This is a genomic window from Leptodesmis sp., assembly GCF_052746595.1.
Map to the genome: position 1 here is coordinate 16,316 of NZ_JBRAGO010000009.1, position 18,613 is coordinate 34,928.

Genomic DNA, 18,613 nt, shown 5'->3' on the forward strand with positions numbered 1-18,613 from the left:
ACCCTGGCGACTGAAGTTGCGGCTATCCGGAGAAAACCTGTTGACATAGGTTACTGAAAACCTTGATTGTATTGAGTCTACGTCGGCGGACTTGGTTAGTGTAGTCGTGGTTTTAACCGCCGAATACTTAATATTGATAGATGTAATAAATTTTGGTCTTAAAAAATATAGTTTTCAGTCCATTTGAATTTTTCTTTCTGCTGTAAAAATACATGAATTCACTAATCTTATAGTATTGCTCAACTAAAATTTTATATTTTTATTATTTGTGCCAGTGAGAATACTGACCATATTTGATTGATTCATTTAAGGTTTTTTTAATATATTTTTGCCGATCCATTTGCATCTACATAGGAGGAGACGATATGTTTATGGTTCAAACTCTCTCTGATGTTTTGAAGCCGCTCTCCCAGCCTTATAATCTGTGTGGTCATCCATTTATGACCCGCTTTTCTCAGGGTGGATTTAATGCCGAGCAAATTCGTTGGTAGGCTAAAAAATGCTCCCCGGATCCAATCGCTTTAATCAGTCATTTTTGATGGCGATTGCGATGGCTTCTGACGTGGAAGATCGAGCTGTATTGATTGACAATATCTATACTGAACATGGTTGTTTGGATGTTAAAAAAGCCTATGTCAATCTCTATTTCGCTTTATGCAAGCGATCGGCTGTGAAAATATTTCAGTCCATGAGGATGACGACAGCAGCCGGATTCCAGCCCTGGTATTTAAGCGATTTCATGTTGATCCAAATGAGCCTCTAGTGGGTGTTCTCGCTCGTTTTTTGGCGATTGAAACCGTCCTTCCCGATCTCTTCCCTATGTATATCAAAGGTCTGACGCAGACCTTTAATGGCATTACAGATCATGAGATTGAATATTTCCATATCCACAGCGAACTTGACCCCGATCATCAGGCTGATCTACTGCAAGTAATTGCCCGCAATATCCATAGTGATGCAGATCTGGAAACTGTCAAGCACAACTATCAGTTAATCTTTGAACAAATTGTAGCTATGTTTGACTACATGCTGTTGGAACTAGATCAACAACCCTGGCAATCTGATAAACAGTTGGCCTCTGTAGGCTAGATGGCTGGTTCTATAAGATCTTGCTCACTGGAAGATTTTTGCAGACTGATAGCCGAGGATCAGGTTAATGCCGGATTCCTTGGCTTTTCTGACAATTTCTGGCAATTGTATTAACCCAGGCAGACTGTTTACTCAGGTAGAAGAGGAGATTGTATGAGTCAAGTGATATTAGAGAACGATCGCGATCAGGTGGTACCGATCCAACGCCCCAAAAGTAATGAGAGCCGACTGTGGGATATTGTGTTGGGGCATTTCAACTATCACATGCTGCTGGTTGCTCATGATTTGGGGTTGTTTCCTCTACTGGCACAAAAGCCACAGACATTAGAAGAGATTGCCACAGCTCTCAAGCTGGCTCATCGGGCAACCCAGGCTATGCTGACCGCCTGCGGTTCGATGGAGTTAGTGCAGGTCGATCGCGGTCATTATAGGCTAACGCAGCTCGCTCAGGACTACCTGTTGGCAACTAGCCCGACTTATTTTGGTGGCTTTTTAACCATGGTGACTGCCAATCATCAGGTCAATAGCTATCCCAGTTTGCAAAAAGCTATCCGACCAATTCATCCCAGGTCTACGCCAATGGCAAGCTGTTTCAATCGCATGAGGAGCAAGCGGCACTGGCACGTACTTTTACCCTGGCGATGCATGGGCATAGTATGGGCGCGGCTCTGGCCTGGACAAAGATCTTTGATTTGTCTGATTCCTTTGCCAACGGGTTTGGTGGTGAAGAACGGGTCAAAGAGTCGGGTTTTGATGGATTCAGGGATGCCTGGGCCATTGTCCGCAATCTGAATCGTAATTTGATTGGACTCTGTTTGCCGAGTTGTTAGCGTAATTGTTGGTATGAAGTCGGCTGGGGCGGTGAATCTGACTTCATTGAGTGCATCGATTGCATTCGTTAAAATATTCATAAACACCTGGTTGAGTTCCCCAGCAAAGCATTCAATTAGCGGCAGGGGGCTGTAGTTTCTGATGACCTGAATGGCAGGATGGTCGTCTTTCGCTTTCAGGCGATGCTCCAAGATTATCAGGGTGCTATCGATGCCATCGTGGATGTCTACCTGTTTAAGTTCTGCTTCATCTATCCGCGAAAACGTGCGTAGTGACAGCACAATCTGACGGATGCGATCGGCCCCTACTTTCATGAATGCCAGCACTTTGGGTAAATCCTGCATCAGGAAATCCAGATCAATTTCCTCAATGACGGTTTGAATAGCTGTGTCTGGATGTGGGTAGTGCTCATAGTACAACTTAAGCAGTTTTAATAAGCAGTTTTTTAAAAGGTCTTGCACATACTCACTTGCATGGATCACATTCCCATGGATAAAGTTGACCGGGTTATTAATCTCATGGGGGACTCCAGCCACCAACCGACCCAGGCTGGACATTTTCTCACTCTGGATTAATTGCAATTGCGTAGTCTGCAACTTTTGCAACGTGGTAGTGAGTTCCTCGGCTTGCTGCCGCAACTTGGCTTCAGATTGTTGCAGTTGTAGTTCCGCCTGTTTGCGCTCGCTGACATCGCGAGCGATACCTTGCAACCCTACCACATTGCCATTCGCATCAACAATCGGTGAACTGTTGCAAACAATCCAACACCAGGATCCATCCTTGCGTTGAGTACGAAACTCCAGACCAGCATCCCGTTGTCGCGTCTGCATCAACCATTGTGCTGAGCGGGTGACTTTCGCCATATCCTCTGGATGCACAATTTCGGCAAAGGATTTGCCCTCAAAGTCGGCTAATTCATACCCCCACATCTCGTGGAATTGGGGAGAAAGATAGGTAAAGTTACCATCCAGACCGATCATGTAAATCAGATCGTTAGCAGATTCAACCAGCCGACGAAACTTTTCTTCACTTTCTATGAGAGCTGCTTCAATCAAGGCGCGATCGTCCTGAAACCTGGAGTAGCTTTCCAGTACCGCCAGTTTCTGGGCGGTAATATCATCTCGCAGTATAATTAGCCCACCCGGATTGCCACTCGCCTCCCACTAGGGACTGACTCGCCAATTGAGCCAGCCAGTTGCCGTTGGTGAAATTTGGGTAAATTCTTCTCGTTGGGCTACCGTTCCTTCCGTCAGGCTTTGTTGGTAGAAAAGCCGCCACTCATCTGACTCATGGGAAACTGTTTCCAGATGGGATTGACCTAGCAGATCGGCCTCATCCCATCCCCCACTCGCACGCCACCGGTAGCTGGTGCACAGGTAGTTCAACTGGTTATCTAGCACTGTCACTGCTATGGGAGCATAAGCTAAAAATGCTGACCCTACGAACCGGGGTAGCTGTATTTCGAGATGTTCCTGAAGGCAGTTACACGATTATTGCCCGCCATCCTGATTTGACCCCAACTGAAGCGAGATACGATGCAGTGTTGACTGAGAAAACCCTCCTGGGTATTCGTTTCACCTATAATGAGCCTGACCGTCAGTTGTCCACGATTGAAACTGAAGTGAGTTACCTGCCATGACTGATGCAACCCCTGGCCCTTATGCAGTACCGCCGGGATCGATCTTTGAATATCGGTATACGGTTTACTTTGAAAGTTTGGCGCTCTGGAAAGAAAAAGACCCCCAACGACGGGCCACGATCGCACGCCAGTTAGCGGATTGGGCCGCAACTTTGGCAGAGATGGAAGTGGCAGAAGCCAGGAAGTTAACGGAACGGCCTACTTCGACGAATGAAGCGGCCTAATCCTTTTGGCCTTTCCCAAAAAAAATTTTGATCCGCCTGCGGCGGAAGAAGAAAGGGTAAAAGCAAGAGAGAGTAGTGCAAAAGTACTAAAGGGTAAAGGGCTAAGCTAGAGTCCTCGCAGCCGCACAGACAACACGAAAACCGAGAGCGTTGAGGCGGTTGTCCGGAAAGTCGTTGAGGCGATAGGCAGAACGACAGCTACGGGCTTGACCGTTTCTATCGCCTATTCAAACGTCTGTTTGGCCTGCAGCACCATCTTTTCGGTATTGACTTCAGCCGCCACCCGCTCCACGGCTGCTCCCTCTGGCTCATCCACTTCCACCAGAAACTTCGTGCCATCTTCGAGGGAGAACTGAGCAATTTCCTTATTCATCTCCGGCCCCTCATTTCTTCTCTCTTAGCAGAGTCTTCTCGAATTTAGCCTGAGTTACAGCATGACTGCAAATCCCTTGGTTTCTCCTACACCCGATCTGAGGGATTTCGGTAAAATTCCTGGTTATTCACGGCCTGACTGAATCGTTTTTACATTCCCTTAACAACCGCCCGCGCTGCTTTGCAGATACCCGCAAGGGGTCGCCCACCTGACCAGGATCGCTTTCCGCTTGCCCTGCTGCTGGGCCAGATCCGTCAACGCTTGGTGCAGGGACAGAGGCAGATCAACTGTGACCCCTACCGTAGCTTTCTCTTCAGCGATGGGCAAAGCTTGGTGTGCCCATTCAAAGTAGAAATGCCACTGCAGCATTTCTATTTCAATGTTTGCAGGCCCCGGATGAGGCCAAGGCAGGTGCCTGTGAGGAAGTCTAAATCCAGGGTTTCAATGCGATCGCTCGCCTGGTGATAGTGGGGATTTCGCATAAAAGCCGTGTCTGTAACCATGATGGCTCGATAGCCACGATCCCAGAAGGGGGAGTGATCACTCAAACGAGTGGCTTGCAAAATCTGGCCTTTCATACCTGCTGGGAGCCACCGACTGGGAACTCCGGCCCTCCGGATATGATGGCTGAGATGGAGCAGGTCGGGCAACGTGGGCAGGTTGCCAATTAACCCAATGAAATTTCCCTGATTGGGATAAATGGCCTTCAACAACGGTGAGGGATAGCGCTGGGAATTGGGTTCCTGGCTGCAGTAGCCCAGCATTTCCAGAGAGAGCATGAGTCGAACGGGTTGCTGGGCCTGAAACAGGGCTTGTGCATAGTCCTGGCTGCCTAGCATCCCGTATTCTTCCAGGTCAAAGGCAATCAATTGGATGGGATAACGGGCGGGTTGTTGGACGAGCGATCGGGCCAGTTCCAGTAAAGCCGCTACCCCTGTGGCATTATCATCGGCCCCTGGTGTACCCGGAACTGCATCATAGTGGGCACCCAGGATGATCGGTGGCTGGGTAGAACGACCCGTTTGGGCAGGGAGATTCAGGAGCAAATTAACGTGAGTCCGGGCCTGAATTTTGAATTCACAGCTTTCCACCGTGCCCCATTGCTCCAGTTGGTGGCGGATGTATTGCTGCACATAAAAATGACCTTCCGTGGCCAGGTATGGATCCCGCTCCCGAACAATTTCTATTAGATGGCTGTGTAATCGCTGTTTTAGCTCCGTCAATGCCATAGGTTTCTAAAAACTCCCCGTGGGTCGCCCCTGTTTTATGAATAAATGTATACCCTGAAAGTAAGCTCTCTCTGGTATCCTATGGGCCTTTTGCAGTTATCGCTCCCTCACACCGATCCAATCCCCCCAATCCCCAATCCCTAATCCCTAATCCCCCCCAACCCTCAACCCTCTAACTCAATGGCAACCCCAACCCGAATTCTTCTCTGGTTTCGCAATGACCTGCGCCTGCATGACCACCAACCCCTGCATCAGGCACTCACTGGACAAGCCACTTCTGCTGTTGAAATCATTCCCCTGTATTGTTTTGACCCGCGCCAGTTCGGTCAAACGTCCTTTGGCTTTCCTAAAACAGGGGCTTTCCGAGCAAAATTTTTGCTGGACAGTGTGGCCGATTTACGCCGATCGCTGCAAGCCAGAGGTAGCGATCTGCTGATTCGTCAGGGCCATCCAGAAACCGTGATTCCGCAACTGGTCAAAGATCTGAATATCTCTGCCGTGTACTATCACCGGGAAGTGACGGCGGAAGAATTAGCTGTGGAGAGGGCTTTGGAAACTGCTTTGACCGAATTAAAGGTGTCCCTGCGAGGCTTCTGGGGCCATACCCTGTATCACCCTGATGATTTGCCATTCACAATTCAGGAGTTACCGGAGTTGTTTACGACCTTCCGGAAGCAGGTGGAGCAGGATGCTATGGTCAATCCGGCCTTACCTACTCCGGATACCCTACCGGAATTGCCGGAGTGCGATCGTGGTTCTCTGCCTGTCCTTACCGACCTGGGCTTAGAACCTCCACAAATTGATCATCGCGCTGTTCTATCTTTTCAAGGAGGAGAAACGGCGGCTCTGGAACGATTGGCCCATTACTTCTGGCAACAGGATCACCTCAAGCTTTACAAAGAAACCCGGAATGGTATGTTGGGTGCAGATTACTCATCCAAGTTCTCACCCTGGTTGGCCCTGGGTTGCCTCTCGCCGCGCTTTATTTATGAACAGGTGCAGACCTACGAAGCCACCCGCATCAAAAATGACTCGACCTATTGGCTGATTTTTGAGTTGTTGTGGCGAGATTACTTCCGGTTTATCTGTGCCAAACACGGCAACCGCATCTTTCGCACCTCTGGACTGCAGGGGATTCCCATTCCCTGGAAAGAAGATTGGGAGTTGTTTGATCGCTGGCGACAGGGACTAACAGGCTTTCCGCTCGTTGATGCCAATATGCGCGAACTGGCGGCGACTGGCTTTATGTCTAATCGGGGTCGTCAGAATGTTGCCAGCTTTCTCACGAAAAATCTGGGAATCAACTGGCAGATGGGCGCAGAGTGGTTTGAGTCCCTGCTGATTGATTACGATGTGTGCAGCAATTGGGGTAACTGGAACTACACGGCTGGCGTGGGTAATGATGCGCGAGGCTTCCGATTTTTTAACATCTTGAAGCAATCTAAAGATTATGATCCCGATGGCCAGTACGTTAAACACTGGCTTCCTGAACTGGCCCACGTTCCAGCCACTAAAGTCCACGAACCCTGGAAACTGCTTCCTGTTGAACAAAAGCGGTTTGGTGTGCGCCTGGGGGTAGATTATCCGGCTCCTGTGGTCGATCTCCTCCAGTCCGCCCAGGAGCATGAAGCCATTTACAACCAGGCACTCTACGGCTACTCAAAAAGTCGTAAGGAAAAGAACGGCAGCGGCCATTACCAGGCCAAAATCCAAAATCGCAAATCCAAAATTTAAGCTCGATCGCTATTAACCATTTGCTTGATGCTAATTCTGACTTGCCTGCTGGCGTTTTACCTGGCCTGGAATCTAGGTGCTAATGATGTCGCCAATTCAATGGGTACCTCAGTGGGGTCGAAAGCCGTTACCCTGCGACAGGCGCTGATCATTGCTGGCGTACTGGAATTCACAGGAGCCATCCTCTTTGGTCAGAATGTCTCCCAAACCCTGGTCACCCAAATCGTCAGTCCAGAATTCTTTGGGCAAACGCCTCAGATTTTTCTCACTGGAATGCTGGCTGTCCTGGTTGCCAGTGGCCTGTGGATCAACCTTGCGACCGCCTTTGGGCTGCCCGTCTCCTCCTCCCATGCTGTGGTCGGCGCGATCTCAGGCTTTGGGTGGGCTGCTGTGGGATTTCAGGCGGTTGACTGGCCATCCATCCGCACCATCACCCTCACCTGGATTCTCACTCCCGTCCTCGGTGGTGCGATCGCTGCCCTCTTCTATACCATCATCAAACGCTTCATTCTCGACCAACCCCATCCCTTACAGCAACTGGACGAATGGATTCCCTGGCTGAGTACCATCCTGTTTAGCATCTTCGGCGTAATCGTTTTACCCAGCTTTAGCCAACCCATCCAATGCTTTTTATCTCAGCGCCTGGGCATCCTGCTGCCTTCCCACACCATTTTGTTAGGAATAGGGGCGATCGCCAGCATGACATTGACCTTTGTTTTATGGGGGCAATTAAGGCGGGCGATCTCTCCCTCCCCTCCTTTCTCTCTCCCCGAACTTCTCCTCGCCCGCTTCCAACTCCTGAGTGCCTGCTTTGTTGCCTTTGCTCATGGGTCTAATGATGTGGGAAATGCGATCGCTCCGCTGGCGGCGATCGTCGCCACCCTGCAAACTGGAACTGTTCCCATCGACTCCATTCAGATTCCGCTTTGGGTCTTAGTGTTAGGTGGGACAGGAATTGTGGTGGGTCTGGCGGTATGGGGCAAGCGAGTCATTACTACTGTCGGAGAAAATATTATTGCCCTTCAACCAAGCGGCGGCATGTGTGCAGAATTGGCCACCGCTACTACGGTGCTGCTGGCCTCTCAAGCTGGACTCCCTGTCTCTACGTCCCATGCTTTAGTCGGTGGGGTAGTGGGAGTAGGTTTAGCGCAAGGATGGAAAACGGTGGAGTTGCAGGCGGTGAGAACGATCGGCCTCACATGGATTGCTACCATTCCAGCGGCGATCGGGCTGGGCGCACTTACCTTTCGTCTCCTTTCCTCCTGGCTTCCTTGACCAGAAAACAATCCCACTCACCGTTTACCATCCACATCTGTAAAGCGGAACTGGAATAAAGACCAAATTCACTGCTCACTCTCGAAAATTGGATATATCCTGGCTGATATAGCTTTTTCCAAATTATTACTTGGGAACATTAGGTATGAGTAAGTGACATGAAACGTTGAATAGTTCAGGGTGGATAGGTTTAGAGGAACCTTTCATGGGACAAATGGAGAATCGACCAGTTAGTAATACTAGCGAGAACGGGCGCACCGTTGAGAGCCTCCTGCAAATCGTGACTCAGGATCTCAGACGGTTGCATGAGGGGTTAGTCACGCAACTTTCTGAGGAAGTGAATCAACTACAGGCTGAAAAAGCTTACTTGACGGAAGAGGTAAAGCAACTGAAAGCTCAGCATCAGACGCTGCAAACGCAAAGAACAGCCGCTCTCTCCCAACAACAAATCGCCCAACAACAGTTATGGGCTAAGCAATTGGCAATGGCATTGGCTAACCATCTGCAAAGTTTGATGGTGCAGCAAATGAATCAGATGACAAAAGCCAACTCAATGGCAGCAATGGAATCTGGATTGCCCGGAAGTAGCCAGTTGCAGAGTGACAATGCCCAACGAATGCTGGCTTCCCTGGATGCAACATTTAGTGCCACCTTTAGAACCTTGCAACAGGAACTCAATAGTTATCACAGTGCCTTATCGCAACAGCTAGGACGGATGCATAACCTGGAACAACAGGGAGAGGCTATTTTGCAGGCTCTTGTGAGTAAACTCCAGGAGCAACTGCAGGCTGAAAGCTTTGATTCAACAACGGTCTTACAATCTCCGGTGAGTGGTTCTGTCTATTCCTACCCTATAGGGCAGGATGAGCCTTCTCTCAGTGAGACTGTACTGCAACCTCATGCAAGACCAGGATATGCTTCTCCGTCCGATCTCTCCCCATCCCCCTCTTTATCAGCCCAGGCTGGGCAAACTCATTCCGTCTATTCCCCTCAAGCTCCTCATTCCCATCCTCCTCAATCTGCTTCCAGCCCGGTGATTTCCACTCCTATTCCCATTCCAGGAGTGCCTCAACCCCTGACCCGTTTGTTTCCCAAAAAGGAAACAAACTTTTGGGCTGGCTTTATTTTGGTGTTGTTTTCTACCCTAGCGCTGTCGATTCACAATGTGGTGGTGCGGGTTATTGGTAAACCCAGTTCTATTCTGGGCCTGCCAGAAATTGGTGGGTTTATCAATATCACAGTGCTGGGCAACTCGCTTTTAATCCTGTGGTTGCGGATGCTGGTAGTGTTGCCGTTGATGGTGGCAGTCTCGATGGTGCTGTATCCTCCCGTCTGGCGAGATTTAAGCCAGTTTTTGGCTGCTCGCGATCGTCGTCCCTTGCTCAATGTTGTGGGTAGCGGCTTTTTCCTATTTCTCTCCCAGGTGTTGATTTACATCGCCATTGGTCAAATTGGGGCTGGGCCTGCCGTCACTATTCTGTTTATGTATCCACTGGTTACGGTACCCCTGGCCTGGATCTTGTTTGGCGATCGTCCCACTCCGCTACGATGCGCGGTGATGTCCATTATTTCTTTGTGGGTAATATTCACGGCGTTACCCAGTATGGACATGAACAAAGTTACCTCTGGGGGAGAAATGGGGGTAATCGCTGCGATCGCCGCAGGAATTGCCTTTGCTCTCTACCTCATTTTTATGCAGTTAGGCTTCAAGAAACTGCACCCCGTTCCCGTGAGCCTGATTCAGTTCTTTACTATCTTTGTTCTGTCCTCAATAATTCTCATTTTCCTGGGACCTAATTTGGGTGTATTGGTTCAGCCAGAGAAGCGAGTTGGCTTTATCGTGAGCGGCATTATTCTGGGCGCCCTGACTCTAATAGGTTATCTCGCCAACAACTTTGGAGTACGCTTTATGGGAGCGGCTCTAGCCTCCATCATTGCCTCGATCGGGCCAGTGGTGACGGCTCTGCTGGCCTGGATTCTGATTAATAATCCGTTGCAGGGTGTGCAAGTCCTCGGCATTCTCCTGGTTACCCTGGGGGTTGGTCTGCTGAGCGCGGAGCGTATGAAATTACAAATGCAAGCAGCCAAAACTTAGAAACGGGAACAGGAGCAACCTAAGCCACGCCGGAGCGTAGTGTTCAGCATTTATGTAAAGCTAGGCCCAAGTTATCTGTCGCCCATGGCAGACAAATTGCTGGGTATATTGCATTTGCTGGATATATTGCATCCATCTGTAGCTACCAGATTTAACGGAGAGAGAGGGATTCGAACCCTCGTTAGGGTTACCCCTAAACAGCATTTCCAGTGCTGCGCCTTCAACCACTCGGCCATCTCTCCAGGGGGGTGCTGTGTGAACAGTCACAGAAGTATTATGTTAGCAGGTAATGGCCCCAATTCAGTCTTTAATCCTGCGTTTTTTATAGCTTGTTATGACCCTTTACACTGTCCGCATCCGCGATCGTCGCACTGATACCCTGTACACTTGCCAGGTTCCGGACGATCGCTACATTCTCCATTCTGTCGAAAATCAAGGAGCTAATCTTCCGTTTTCCTGCCGCAATGGAGCCTGTACTGCCTGTGCCGTGCGTGTGATTTCTGGAGAACTAGATCAACCAGAGGCAATGGGGCTGTCTGCCGAGCTGCAGCATCAGGGCTATGCATTGTTGTGTGTTAGCTATGCTCGTTCTGACCTGGAAGTGGAAACCCAGGATGAGGATGAAGTATACGAACTTCAATTCGGTCGGTATTTCGGTAAAGGAAAGGTACGACGAGGACTGCCATTGGATGAAGATTAAGACTTGATTGAGGGAGTTTTAGCTGAGGAAGTTACCCTAACGACTGAAGTCGCGGCTATCTGGAGAAAACTTGCCGACGCAGGTTGCTGAAAACCTTGATTTTATTGAGTCTGCGTCGGCAGACTGGGTGAGTGTAGTCGCGGTTTTAACCGCTGGATACTTTTCTAAAATAGCTCTAGCCTTTCATTAGATCTTTATCCTTAGCTGCTACTAGTCCAGCGATGCCCCCACTAGCCAGGATAAAGATCGGGTTTACCATGGCATTGAGCACGCAGTCTAAAGAATAGGCGGCAATTCCTATTGCTAGAGCGGCGGGCGGCGCAAATAAGGGATTTGCCCACAAGCGAGCTGGAAATCGGATACAGAAGGACAGGACAGGCAGTAACAGAGACGAGAATACACTGATCAGCCCAACTACTCCATTGATGCCAAATACAATAATCCACAAGCTATCGGTTACCGAGATATCTTCCCCACGCTCGTTAAACACACGACTGCGGCCAAATCCTCCCCAACCAAAAATCATTTGCTGGCGGGCTTTAGCACCTAGAATTTCTTCATTATCAAAGCGAAACTGAACCGATGCGACCCGATCGGCGTTGAATATTTGAGACATGGTAGCCACGATCTGTTTATTCGGAAAAGTCCCCGAAACTCCCAGATAGAGGTAGTAGAAAATTCCTAGAACCAAAACCCAAAGAATGATGCTGGTACGAAACTGCCAGGCCAGAAAGAGCGCTAATACTCCTACTAGAAACAGGACATAAGCCCCTGTGGAGCGACAGATGATGAAGGTGAGGATCAAGATTGCCATCCAGACCCCCATCGGCTGGTTCCACAATCTTTTGATAATTCCGGTTTTCCACAGTGCCACACCCATCAAGCAAGCCGTCATCATCCAGACTCCTAACATGAGGCCGTGTTCCATAAACAATTGAGGACGATAGCCCCCGTAACGAAATGATTGAGCTGCATCCCGCCCTGTCGAGACCCCGTAGATGATCCCCATGAGGCTAGTGTAAATCCGACTTTCAAGCCAGCATAAGGGAACATAAGCGAGGCCACCCATGAAGATCGCGATCGCTAATTGGCGCAGTCCGCTCAGGTTATTTAAATAGATGCGGCCCAGATAGTAAGGCAGTCCCCAGGTTGCAATTTGGGACTGCACCATGGAAAGACCATCGTAAGGCCCAAGGCCGTTCACGTTGGAGGTGATGAATGGACAGACCAACCAGACGGCCATCGGAATATCGACCCAGTGAAATTTAAAGGTCTGAAGCCGTGGCGAATCATAAATGACCGTAGCCAGCAGAATGCCATAGGAAATGGCGGTCATTTTGTTGTAACCGGGAATACCGGGAATCTTGAATTCTGCGACGGGCAGAAACAGCCACGCAATCACAAATCCAGTTACCAGTGCTCGTTGGGGGGGAAACCGGGTAAACAGATACAAGACCAGCGGAATCCAACCAAACATCACGAGAGGAACTAGCCCATTACCGCCCATAAGCGTCTAACTGCCCATAACACCTACCTTAGTTTGGCCAGCCAGGGGAGAGAACTAACAGGCGGTGGGGGAGGGAGTAATGGGGTGATGGGAAGGAGTTTTGAGTTTTGAATTTGAGTTGCTTCGTCCTTTGTCCTTTGTTCTTTGTCCTCTACTAACGGCCCATGACGAATGACCCATGACGAATCGCTTTCCTCTTTGCTAATCTCCCGATCCCCGATCCCTAATCCCTAATCCCCTTTTCTGCTTTTGGCAAAATCTTCCCAATAGTGCGATTTTGGGGCGTGAAGGTGGTCTGGGCAACCCGTTGAATGTCGGCAGCAGTGATCGCGGCAATCTGCTCAGGTTCTTTGAATAAATTTCGCCAACTGCCAGTTTTGACTTCGTATTCCACCAATGCTTGAGCCATGCCCATGTTGGAATTAAGCGATCGCACCAATCCGGCTATGGCTTGAGTTTTGACTCGCTCCAATTCCTCTGGCGAGACGGGTTCTGTTTTCAGTCGTTCCACTTCGGCTCGCAGGGCGGTGGCAACTTCATCCACTGTATGATTGGGGGCCGTGAGAGCATAGAACAGCATCAAATTGGGGAACTTATTGCCGGGGAAGCCGGTGAAACCTTGGGCCGACAACGCAACCTGTTGCTGTTCCACAAGAGATTTGTATAGCCGGGAAGTACGACCACTGCTGAGAATACTGCCGATCATGTCGTAAACCACATAATCCGGATGGTTGAAGGCAGGAGCGTGATACCCCTCTAGGTACCAGGGCTGAGAAACCAGATTTAGAGTAACTTCGCGGGTTTCCTGCTGGGGTGGCTCGATGGTTTTCACTTCTGGAGGCGCGGGTTTTGCTGGATAGCGGCCAAAGTAAATTTTGGCCAGACGCTCCACTTCTTTGGGATTGACATCGCCAACGATCGCGATCGTTAAATTCTTGGGGACATAATATTTTTCAAAAAAATCCTGGACATTTTGCCGCGTCAGTCCCTGAATGTCCTGGCTATAGCCAATTACTGGGCGACGGTAGGGATGTACGGTAAATGCCTTATCTAAAAATGCTTCAATCATCTGCCCGATCGGTGAATTATCGGTTCGCAGACGGCGCTCCTCTAGGATTACATTCTGTTCTTTATAGAACTCTCGAAACACCGGGTCTAAAAAGCGTTCTGACTCCAGGGACATCCACAGTTCCAGTTTGTTGGAGGGGAAACTGTAAAAGTAGCGAGTGGCATCAGTGGAAGTAGTGGCATTCAAACCCACTCCTCCGGCCTGCTCCACGATGCGTCCCATTTCATTCTGTTGGACTAACCGGGCCGCTTCTGCCTCGACCTTGGCAAATTCGGCTTTTAGTTGTTCGATTTTTGTCACATCTTCCTTGGCGGCCGATCGAATTTGTTGCGATAGCTCATCCAAGCGATCGAGTAAGGGCTTTTCTGCCTGGTAATCGGTCGTACCAATGCGGCTCGTTCCTTTAAAGGCCAAGTGCTCTAGAAAGTGAGCCACTCCGGTCTGGCCATCAGGTTCATCTACTCCACCGACATCAGCATAGGTGAGAAACGAGACGACAGGGGCTTTGTGCCGTTCCAGCACAATAAACTTCAGTCCATTATCCAACTTGAATTCCGTGACTTGCTCAATCACGCGATCGAGATACGGCTGCAGGGATGCTGTAGGGACTGGACTGGTTGCCTCAGACATGGCAGTCTTGGCCAGTACCTCCTCCGGTGAAAGACTCCATAAGGTCAGGCAGAGCAGCACGATCGTCCAGAATCTTCGCATCCGCAACGCAGGGAAATGGGCCTTAGAATACAAACGCGGCAGTGAAGTCATGGCATAACTGAAAAAGATCCTCTCTCAGAATAGCGAAAGGGCCAGCCTTAGCGATCGGACCATGAACCATAATTAAAGGCATCCACGATCACTAGGACTTCTGCGCCGCCCTCCGGTTCTTGATGCTAGCGGGACAGGCAGTAATAGGGTTGACCTTCTCCCCTCTACCCATTGCGCAATCCATTACAGAAGGCATAGGTATCAAACAGAATTCCCACCACACTACAAGTGGTGGCGATGACGATCGCTCCTTCAATAGCACTACCTGTGCCAAATACCATCAGCACCTGCAACACCTGCCCAACCATTGCCTGACTGACGCTTTCAGCGATCGGAATGTGCATCATCAGGAACAATGTCATTACAACAGCACTGATCAGGATAATTGGCACCATGAAGCTCAGTGTGCTGGTGACCAGTAGAGAGTGCAGGAAAGCTTTTGAACGCATAAAACCGGGAAAGGTAAACTACAGGAACCAAAAAGCCTCATTAAAGGAATGGCCTAAAAAATGGCAAATGGTATACAGGAAAAGATGTAATGTTTTGCCCAGCAGATCCTAAAGGGCTAACTTTACAATAGGGTGGATTGAGTGGGATTAGCTATTTTGCTTGCAAATCTTAAAATACTCTTAAGAAGCTTGGTGAAGCGATCGCTACGATTTGAGACTGGATTTTGGCTGAATTTCGGCATTTTGGCTAAGGACAGTTGTTTGAGGCATTTGTGAAAGGAGCACCGACCTTTACAGGCTTAGGACGATGGAGCCGCCGCCTACTGGCTGCCCTGCTCTTAGGTGGCCAAGTGGTTGTGCATCTGCTGGCCGGTAAGATTCATCGCCGGAATACCCTGGAGCAAATGGCTCTGGTTGGCCCAGCCTCGCTGCTGATCGCGTTAATTACGGCTGGGTTTGTGGGCATGGTGTTTACGATTCAGGTGGCCAGAGAGTTTATCACGCTAGGGGCAGGTAGTGCCGTAGGTGGCGTACTGGCCCTGGCGCTCTGTCGGGAGCTAGCTCCGGTGCTGACAGCAGTAGTGTTAGCAGGACGGGTCGGATCTGCCTTTGCTGCAGAATTGGGAACCATGCAGGTGACTGAGCAGATTGATGCACTGTATGTTCTGAAGACGGATCCGATCGACTATCTGGTTATTCCCAGAGTCATTGCCTGCTGCTTGATGTTACCCATTCTGACGGTACTGTCTCTGCTCACCGGGTTAGGCGGTGGTCTATTAATCGCCAGTGCTTTGTATGGCATTCCCCATTCGGTGTTTCTCGATTCCGTTCATAATTTTCTGCGCTTGTGGGATCTGTTCAGTGCACCGATCAAGGGATTTTGTTTTGGTGCCCTGATTGCTGTAATTGGTTCCAGTTGGGGACTGACGACGACTGGAGGAGCGAAGGGAGTGGGGCAATCCACGACAACAGCCGTTGTCACCTCCTTGCTGGCCATTTTTATCAGTAATTTTTTCCTATCGTGGATTATGTTTCAGGGGACGGGAAGTGCGGTATTGCAGGGATTCTAGGGATTAGGGATAGGGAATTTGTAGGGGCATTGCATTGTAATGCCCCTACATTTAGATCTTTCTGCCCTCGCGATGTGTCTGCCACCCGTGCATAGAATAGAGTGGTAAACAAATGTGAATCATAAGTGTCTGTGACCACTGTTTCATCCTCTTCCCGTCAAACCGTTGAGCTTGCGCCTTTCTACGGGTTGCCAGTGACTCTGATTGTGGCCGCGTTGCCACTCCTGTTCCTGCAAATTTGGGTCAGTCTGGCGATCGCCCTGTTGGGGACGTTCCTGTTATTTCAAACAGTGGCGATCCGACTGCGCTTTACGGAAACGGATCTGGATGTGTATCGGGGCGATCGTCTGTTGCGCCGATTTCCTTATCGGGACTGGCAAAATTGGCAGATTTTCTGGCCGGCTCTTCCCATCTTGTTCTATTTCAAGGAAGTGAACAGTATTCATTTTCTGCCTGTCCTGTTTGATCCCCAGGTTCTACAGCAATGTTTGGAAACTCGTTGTCCTCGGAGTTAAGACATTTATAAACCTTGTCCAATTCCAGAACCGTAGTTTCTCTGATCGGAAAACGAATGTTCTCTAGCTGGATTTGGCTTAACTAAACTCATTAGCTAAAACAACTACTTGAACCCTTACCCAAAACGGTTATGAATTCCGACGAATACCAAACTGAAGACGAGCTATCTGACGAGCTACCTACTGAAGAGCCGATGGGAATTCAGGAAGCGTCGATGCAATCCCAGATTGATGAAGAATACTCTCCTATGGCCCAGAATCAGGAGGGCAGTCCTCTGGACAGTCCTGTTACTCGCCTCAAGGATGAACCAGAATCGCTATCATTTTCTCTGGCTTCCGTTCAATCTGCCTCTCTCCAGCAACAAGCAGATAGCCTGAGACAGGAAATTGCTCAATTACAGGCAACCAAGGCGCAACTTCAAAATGAAATCGCTACGGCTCAGGCCAAAATAAGCCAACTGGTTGAAGCAGGACTTAAGGAGCTAGAAAGCCGCAAACGAGACTTGCAGATTAGTATTGAGCAACTGGAGCGCCGTCAAGAACGGATCCAGGCTGAAATGCGAACAACCTTTGCTGGAGTATCGCAAGATCTGGCAATTCGCGTACAGAGTTTTAAGGATTATCTGGTTGGCAGCTTGCAGGATCTGGCCTATGCCGCAGAACAGTTGGAATTGCCCAAGGTGATACAGCAGGCGGCAAAACCTGCCCCAGCATCCGAACCTGCCCCTCAGTCTCCGGCATCCCCCACTCCTAAGTTTGCCGAGCAAAGCTTTCAGGATCAAACTAAGAAAATTCGTGCTTTGATTGACCAGTATCGCAACCGTCCGGACTACTACGGCCCACCCTGGCAGTTACGCCGCACCTTTGAACCAATTCATGCAGAACGGGTCTCCAACTGGTTCTTCACGCAAGGCGGTCGAGGAGCCATCCGCACAATGGGGAGCCGTCTGCAAAATATTCTGGTGGCCTCTGCAATCATTTCGATCCTGAATGAGTTGTATGGCGATCGCGTCTGCACCCTCATACTGGCTGATTCTCCAGAGCGCTTGGGTGAATGGCGACGGGGACTGCAGGATTGTCTGGGCATCACCCGCGCTGACTTTGGCCCTGATCAGGGAGCCGCCTTGTTTGAAGATCCCTTAGTGCTGGCTCAGAAGGCCGATCGCCTGCAAAAAGACGGCTTACTCCCCTTTATTGTCATAGATGAAACCGAAGAACAAGTTGATCTGGCCATCCTGCAATTCCCCCTCTGGTTAGCCTTTGCCCCCAATCCCCAAATCCCTGGTTATACCCGCGATTGGGTCTAACTTCCCGATGCCTAAATCCCCAATCCCTAATCCCCAACTCTGACCTCTGATTCCCCTGATGGCACTCTGGCTCACTCTCAACGCTTTGTTAATCCTCCTGGCCTATCTCCTCGGCTCTCTGGCGACAGGTTATTGGGCTGGATGCTGGTTAAAAGGTATTGATATTCGAGAGCATGGCTCTGGCTCCACTGGGGCAACCAACGTGCTGAGAACTCTGGGAACAGGGCCAGGGGTTGTGGTGCTCTTGATCGATGTTTTGAAGGGAGTGGGCGCGATCTCCCTGGTCAACTGGTTCTACACCACTGACCTGATCCAACCCCTGATCCCTAGTACCCTTAACCCAGCCACCTGGCTCCCGTGGATAGTCACTCTAGCTGGGATTGCCGCTTTACTGGGACACAGTAAATCCATCTTCCTCAACTTCACAGGCGGCAAATCAGTGGCTACAAGTTTGGGTGTATTGCTAGCAATGAGTTGGCTGGTGGGTGTGGGGACATTTGGTGTGTTTTTGTTGGTACTGGCCATTACCCGGATTGTGTCGATTAGTTCCATAAGTGGTGCGATCGCTGTCCCTGGGCTAATGTGGGCAACCCATCAACCGCTGCCCTACGTCTTGTTCGGTTTAGCCGGTGGTTTATACGTCATCCTGCGTCATCGTGCCAATATCCAACGTTTATTGCAGGGAACCGAACCTCGCCTGGGCCAGAAGTTACCAGAGCCAGATAGTTCTGCTCAATCCTAAAGC

The 18,613-nt window shown here is 49.8% G+C and carries 20 protein-coding genes, 1 tRNA gene and 1 pseudogene; 13 read left to right on the forward strand and 9 right to left on the reverse strand.

What is annotated here, in order from left to right:
- Positions 1-365: 365 nt before the first annotated feature.
- The 3 genes and pseudogenes from ACUVQO_RS03335 to ACUVQO_RS03345 form a co-directional block, all read left to right on the forward strand.
- A complete protein-coding gene (locus ACUVQO_RS03335; protein ID WP_445924477.1) occupies positions 366-491 on the forward strand; it encodes a hypothetical protein in 126 nt (41 codons plus the stop codon).
- Positions 492-654: 163 nt separating this feature from the next.
- On the forward strand, positions 655-1,089 hold the full coding sequence (locus ACUVQO_RS03340; RefSeq protein WP_445924478.1) for an iron-containing redox enzyme family protein: 435 nt from the start codon (positions 655-657) through the stop codon (positions 1,087-1,089).
- Between the two features lie 264 nt (positions 1,090-1,353).
- A pseudogene (locus ACUVQO_RS03345) lies at positions 1,354-1,488 on the forward strand (methyltransferase family protein); the annotation flags it as partial.
- Between the two features lie 161 nt (positions 1,489-1,649).
- Here the strand turns inward: ACUVQO_RS03345 and ACUVQO_RS03350 are convergent.
- Together ACUVQO_RS03350 and ACUVQO_RS03355 are read right to left on the reverse strand one after the other, a co-directional pair.
- A complete protein-coding gene (locus ACUVQO_RS03350) occupies positions 1,650-2,975 on the reverse strand; it encodes a sensor histidine kinase (protein ID WP_445924479.1) in 1,326 nt (441 codons plus the stop codon).
- Positions 2,976-3,083: 108 nt separating this feature from the next.
- Positions 3,084-3,326: a hypothetical protein gene (locus tag ACUVQO_RS03355; RefSeq protein ID WP_445924480.1), complete on the reverse strand. Its 243-nt coding sequence runs from the start codon at positions 3,324-3,326 to the stop codon at positions 3,084-3,086.
- A gap of 23 nt (positions 3,327-3,349) precedes the next feature.
- On the opposite strand from ACUVQO_RS03355, the gene ACUVQO_RS03360 reads away from it, so the two are divergent.
- Both ACUVQO_RS03360 and ACUVQO_RS03365 read left to right on the forward strand, forming a co-directional pair.
- Entirely contained in the window at positions 3,350-3,559 is a 210-nt protein-coding gene (locus ACUVQO_RS03360) for a hypothetical protein (protein WP_445924481.1), read from the forward strand.
- Positions 3,556-3,783 carry a hypothetical protein gene (locus ACUVQO_RS03365; protein WP_445924482.1) on the forward strand — a complete coding sequence of 76 codons (228 nt, stop codon included), beginning with the start codon at positions 3,556-3,558 and terminating at the stop codon, positions 3,781-3,783. Before ACUVQO_RS03360 ends, ACUVQO_RS03365 begins: the two co-directional genes overlap by 4 nt.
- 223 nt (positions 3,784-4,006) lie before the next feature.
- On the opposite strand, the gene ACUVQO_RS03370 is transcribed toward ACUVQO_RS03365, so the two are convergent.
- The 3 genes from ACUVQO_RS03370 to ACUVQO_RS03380 form a co-directional block, all read right to left on the reverse strand.
- Positions 4,007-4,156: a hypothetical protein gene (locus ACUVQO_RS03370; protein ID WP_445924483.1), complete on the reverse strand. Its 150-nt coding sequence runs from the start codon at positions 4,154-4,156 to the stop codon at positions 4,007-4,009.
- Between the two features lie 159 nt (positions 4,157-4,315).
- Positions 4,316-4,525 (reverse strand): hypothetical protein, encoded by a 210-nt coding sequence (locus tag ACUVQO_RS03375; RefSeq protein ID WP_445924484.1) that lies wholly within the window; start codon positions 4,523-4,525, stop codon positions 4,316-4,318.
- A 2-nt stretch (positions 4,526-4,527) separates the two neighbouring features.
- A complete protein-coding gene (locus ACUVQO_RS03380; RefSeq protein ID WP_445924485.1) occupies positions 4,528-5,385 on the reverse strand; it encodes a M20/M25/M40 family metallo-hydrolase in 858 nt (285 codons plus the stop codon).
- A 180-nt stretch (positions 5,386-5,565) separates the two neighbouring features.
- On the opposite strand from ACUVQO_RS03380, the gene ACUVQO_RS03385 reads away from it, so the two are divergent.
- The 3 genes from ACUVQO_RS03385 to ACUVQO_RS03395 all read left to right on the forward strand — a co-directional run bounded on the left by ACUVQO_RS03385 (position 5,566) and on the right by ACUVQO_RS03395 (position 10,489).
- Entirely contained in the window at positions 5,566-7,119 is a 1,554-nt protein-coding gene (locus ACUVQO_RS03385; protein WP_445924486.1) for a DASH family cryptochrome, read from the forward strand.
- Between the two features lie 27 nt (positions 7,120-7,146).
- Complete coding sequence (locus ACUVQO_RS03390) at positions 7,147-8,394, forward strand: inorganic phosphate transporter (RefSeq protein WP_445924487.1); 1,248 nt, start codon at positions 7,147-7,149, stop codon at positions 8,392-8,394.
- A 205-nt stretch (positions 8,395-8,599) separates the two neighbouring features.
- Positions 8,600-10,489 (forward strand): EamA family transporter, encoded by a 1,890-nt coding sequence (locus tag ACUVQO_RS03395; protein ID WP_445924488.1) that lies wholly within the window; start codon positions 8,600-8,602, stop codon positions 10,487-10,489.
- A gap of 155 nt (positions 10,490-10,644) precedes the next feature.
- Here the strand turns inward: ACUVQO_RS03395 and ACUVQO_RS03400 are convergent.
- Positions 10,645-10,731: transfer RNA gene (locus tag ACUVQO_RS03400), tRNA-Ser, on the reverse strand.
- 92 nt (positions 10,732-10,823) lie between these two features.
- On the opposite strand from ACUVQO_RS03400, the gene ACUVQO_RS03405 reads away from it, so the two are divergent.
- A complete protein-coding gene (locus ACUVQO_RS03405) occupies positions 10,824-11,189 on the forward strand; it encodes a 2Fe-2S iron-sulfur cluster-binding protein (RefSeq protein WP_445924489.1) in 366 nt (121 codons plus the stop codon).
- Between the two features lie 175 nt (positions 11,190-11,364).
- On the opposite strand, the gene ACUVQO_RS03410 is transcribed toward ACUVQO_RS03405, so the two are convergent.
- The 3 genes from ACUVQO_RS03410 to ACUVQO_RS03420 form a co-directional block, all read right to left on the reverse strand.
- Entirely contained in the window at positions 11,365-12,666 is a 1,302-nt protein-coding gene (locus ACUVQO_RS03410) for an O-antigen ligase domain-containing protein (RefSeq protein ID WP_445924490.1), read from the reverse strand.
- A 253-nt stretch (positions 12,667-12,919) separates the two neighbouring features.
- Positions 12,920-14,476 (reverse strand): M16 family metallopeptidase, encoded by a 1,557-nt coding sequence (locus tag ACUVQO_RS03415; protein WP_445924491.1) that lies wholly within the window; start codon positions 14,474-14,476, stop codon positions 12,920-12,922.
- Between the two features lie 215 nt (positions 14,477-14,691).
- Positions 14,692-14,976 (reverse strand): hypothetical protein, encoded by a 285-nt coding sequence (locus ACUVQO_RS03420; RefSeq protein WP_445924492.1) that lies wholly within the window; start codon positions 14,974-14,976, stop codon positions 14,692-14,694.
- A 272-nt stretch (positions 14,977-15,248) separates the two neighbouring features.
- Between ACUVQO_RS03420 and ACUVQO_RS03425 the strand changes: the two genes are divergently transcribed.
- From ACUVQO_RS03425 to plsY, 4 genes are all read left to right on the forward strand, one after another.
- Positions 15,249-16,046 carry an MlaE family lipid ABC transporter permease subunit gene (locus ACUVQO_RS03425; protein WP_445924493.1) on the forward strand — a complete coding sequence of 266 codons (798 nt, stop codon included), beginning with the start codon at positions 15,249-15,251 and terminating at the stop codon, positions 16,044-16,046.
- Positions 16,047-16,177: 131 nt separating this feature from the next.
- Complete coding sequence (locus ACUVQO_RS03430; protein WP_445924494.1) at positions 16,178-16,561, forward strand: DUF3119 family protein; 384 nt, start codon at positions 16,178-16,180, stop codon at positions 16,559-16,561.
- 131 nt (positions 16,562-16,692) lie between these two features.
- Entirely contained in the window at positions 16,693-17,868 is a 1,176-nt protein-coding gene (locus ACUVQO_RS03435; RefSeq protein WP_445924495.1) for a DUF3086 domain-containing protein, read from the forward strand.
- 58 nt (positions 17,869-17,926) lie between these two features.
- Positions 17,927-18,610 carry a glycerol-3-phosphate 1-O-acyltransferase PlsY gene (gene plsY, locus ACUVQO_RS03440; RefSeq protein WP_445924496.1) on the forward strand — a complete coding sequence of 228 codons (684 nt, stop codon included), beginning with the start codon at positions 17,927-17,929 and terminating at the stop codon, positions 18,608-18,610.
- Positions 18,611-18,613 lie beyond the last annotated feature (3 nt).

Coding starts and splice junctions, on each gene's coding strand:
- ACUVQO_RS03380 (WP_445924485.1), bottom strand. CDS start 5,385: ATGGCATTGACGGAGCTAAAACAGCGATTACACAGCCATCTAATAGAA.
- ACUVQO_RS03405 (WP_445924489.1), top strand. CDS start 10,824: ATGACCCTTTACACTGTCCGCATCCGCGATCGTCGCACTGATACCCTG.
- plsY (WP_445924496.1), top strand. CDS start 17,927: ATGGCACTCTGGCTCACTCTCAACGCTTTGTTAATCCTCCTGGCCTAT.
- ACUVQO_RS03365 (WP_445924482.1), top strand. CDS start 3,556: ATGACTGATGCAACCCCTGGCCCTTATGCAGTACCGCCGGGATCGATC.
- ACUVQO_RS03435 (WP_445924495.1), top strand. CDS start 16,693: ATGAATTCCGACGAATACCAAACTGAAGACGAGCTATCTGACGAGCTA.
- ACUVQO_RS03390 (WP_445924487.1), top strand. CDS start 7,147: ATGCTAATTCTGACTTGCCTGCTGGCGTTTTACCTGGCCTGGAATCTA.
- ACUVQO_RS03420 (WP_445924492.1), bottom strand. CDS start 14,976: ATGCGTTCAAAAGCTTTCCTGCACTCTCTACTGGTCACCAGCACACTG.
- ACUVQO_RS03410 (WP_445924490.1), bottom strand. CDS start 12,666: ATGTTTGGTTGGATTCCGCTGGTCTTGTATCTGTTTACCCGGTTTCCC.
- ACUVQO_RS03415 (WP_445924491.1), bottom strand. CDS start 14,476: ATGCGAAGATTCTGGACGATCGTGCTGCTCTGCCTGACCTTATGGAGT.
- ACUVQO_RS03360 (WP_445924481.1), top strand. CDS start 3,350: ATGCTGACCCTACGAACCGGGGTAGCTGTATTTCGAGATGTTCCTGAA.
- ACUVQO_RS03375 (WP_445924484.1), bottom strand. CDS start 4,525: ATGCTGCAGTGGCATTTCTACTTTGAATGGGCACACCAAGCTTTGCCC.
- ACUVQO_RS03370 (WP_445924483.1), bottom strand. CDS start 4,156: ATGAATAAGGAAATTGCTCAGTTCTCCCTCGAAGATGGCACGAAGTTT.
- ACUVQO_RS03395 (WP_445924488.1), top strand. CDS start 8,600: ATGGGACAAATGGAGAATCGACCAGTTAGTAATACTAGCGAGAACGGG.
- ACUVQO_RS03335 (WP_445924477.1), top strand. CDS start 366: ATGTTTATGGTTCAAACTCTCTCTGATGTTTTGAAGCCGCTCTCCCAG.
- ACUVQO_RS03340 (WP_445924478.1), top strand. CDS start 655: ATGCAAGCGATCGGCTGTGAAAATATTTCAGTCCATGAGGATGACGAC.
- ACUVQO_RS03385 (WP_445924486.1), top strand. CDS start 5,566: ATGGCAACCCCAACCCGAATTCTTCTCTGGTTTCGCAATGACCTGCGC.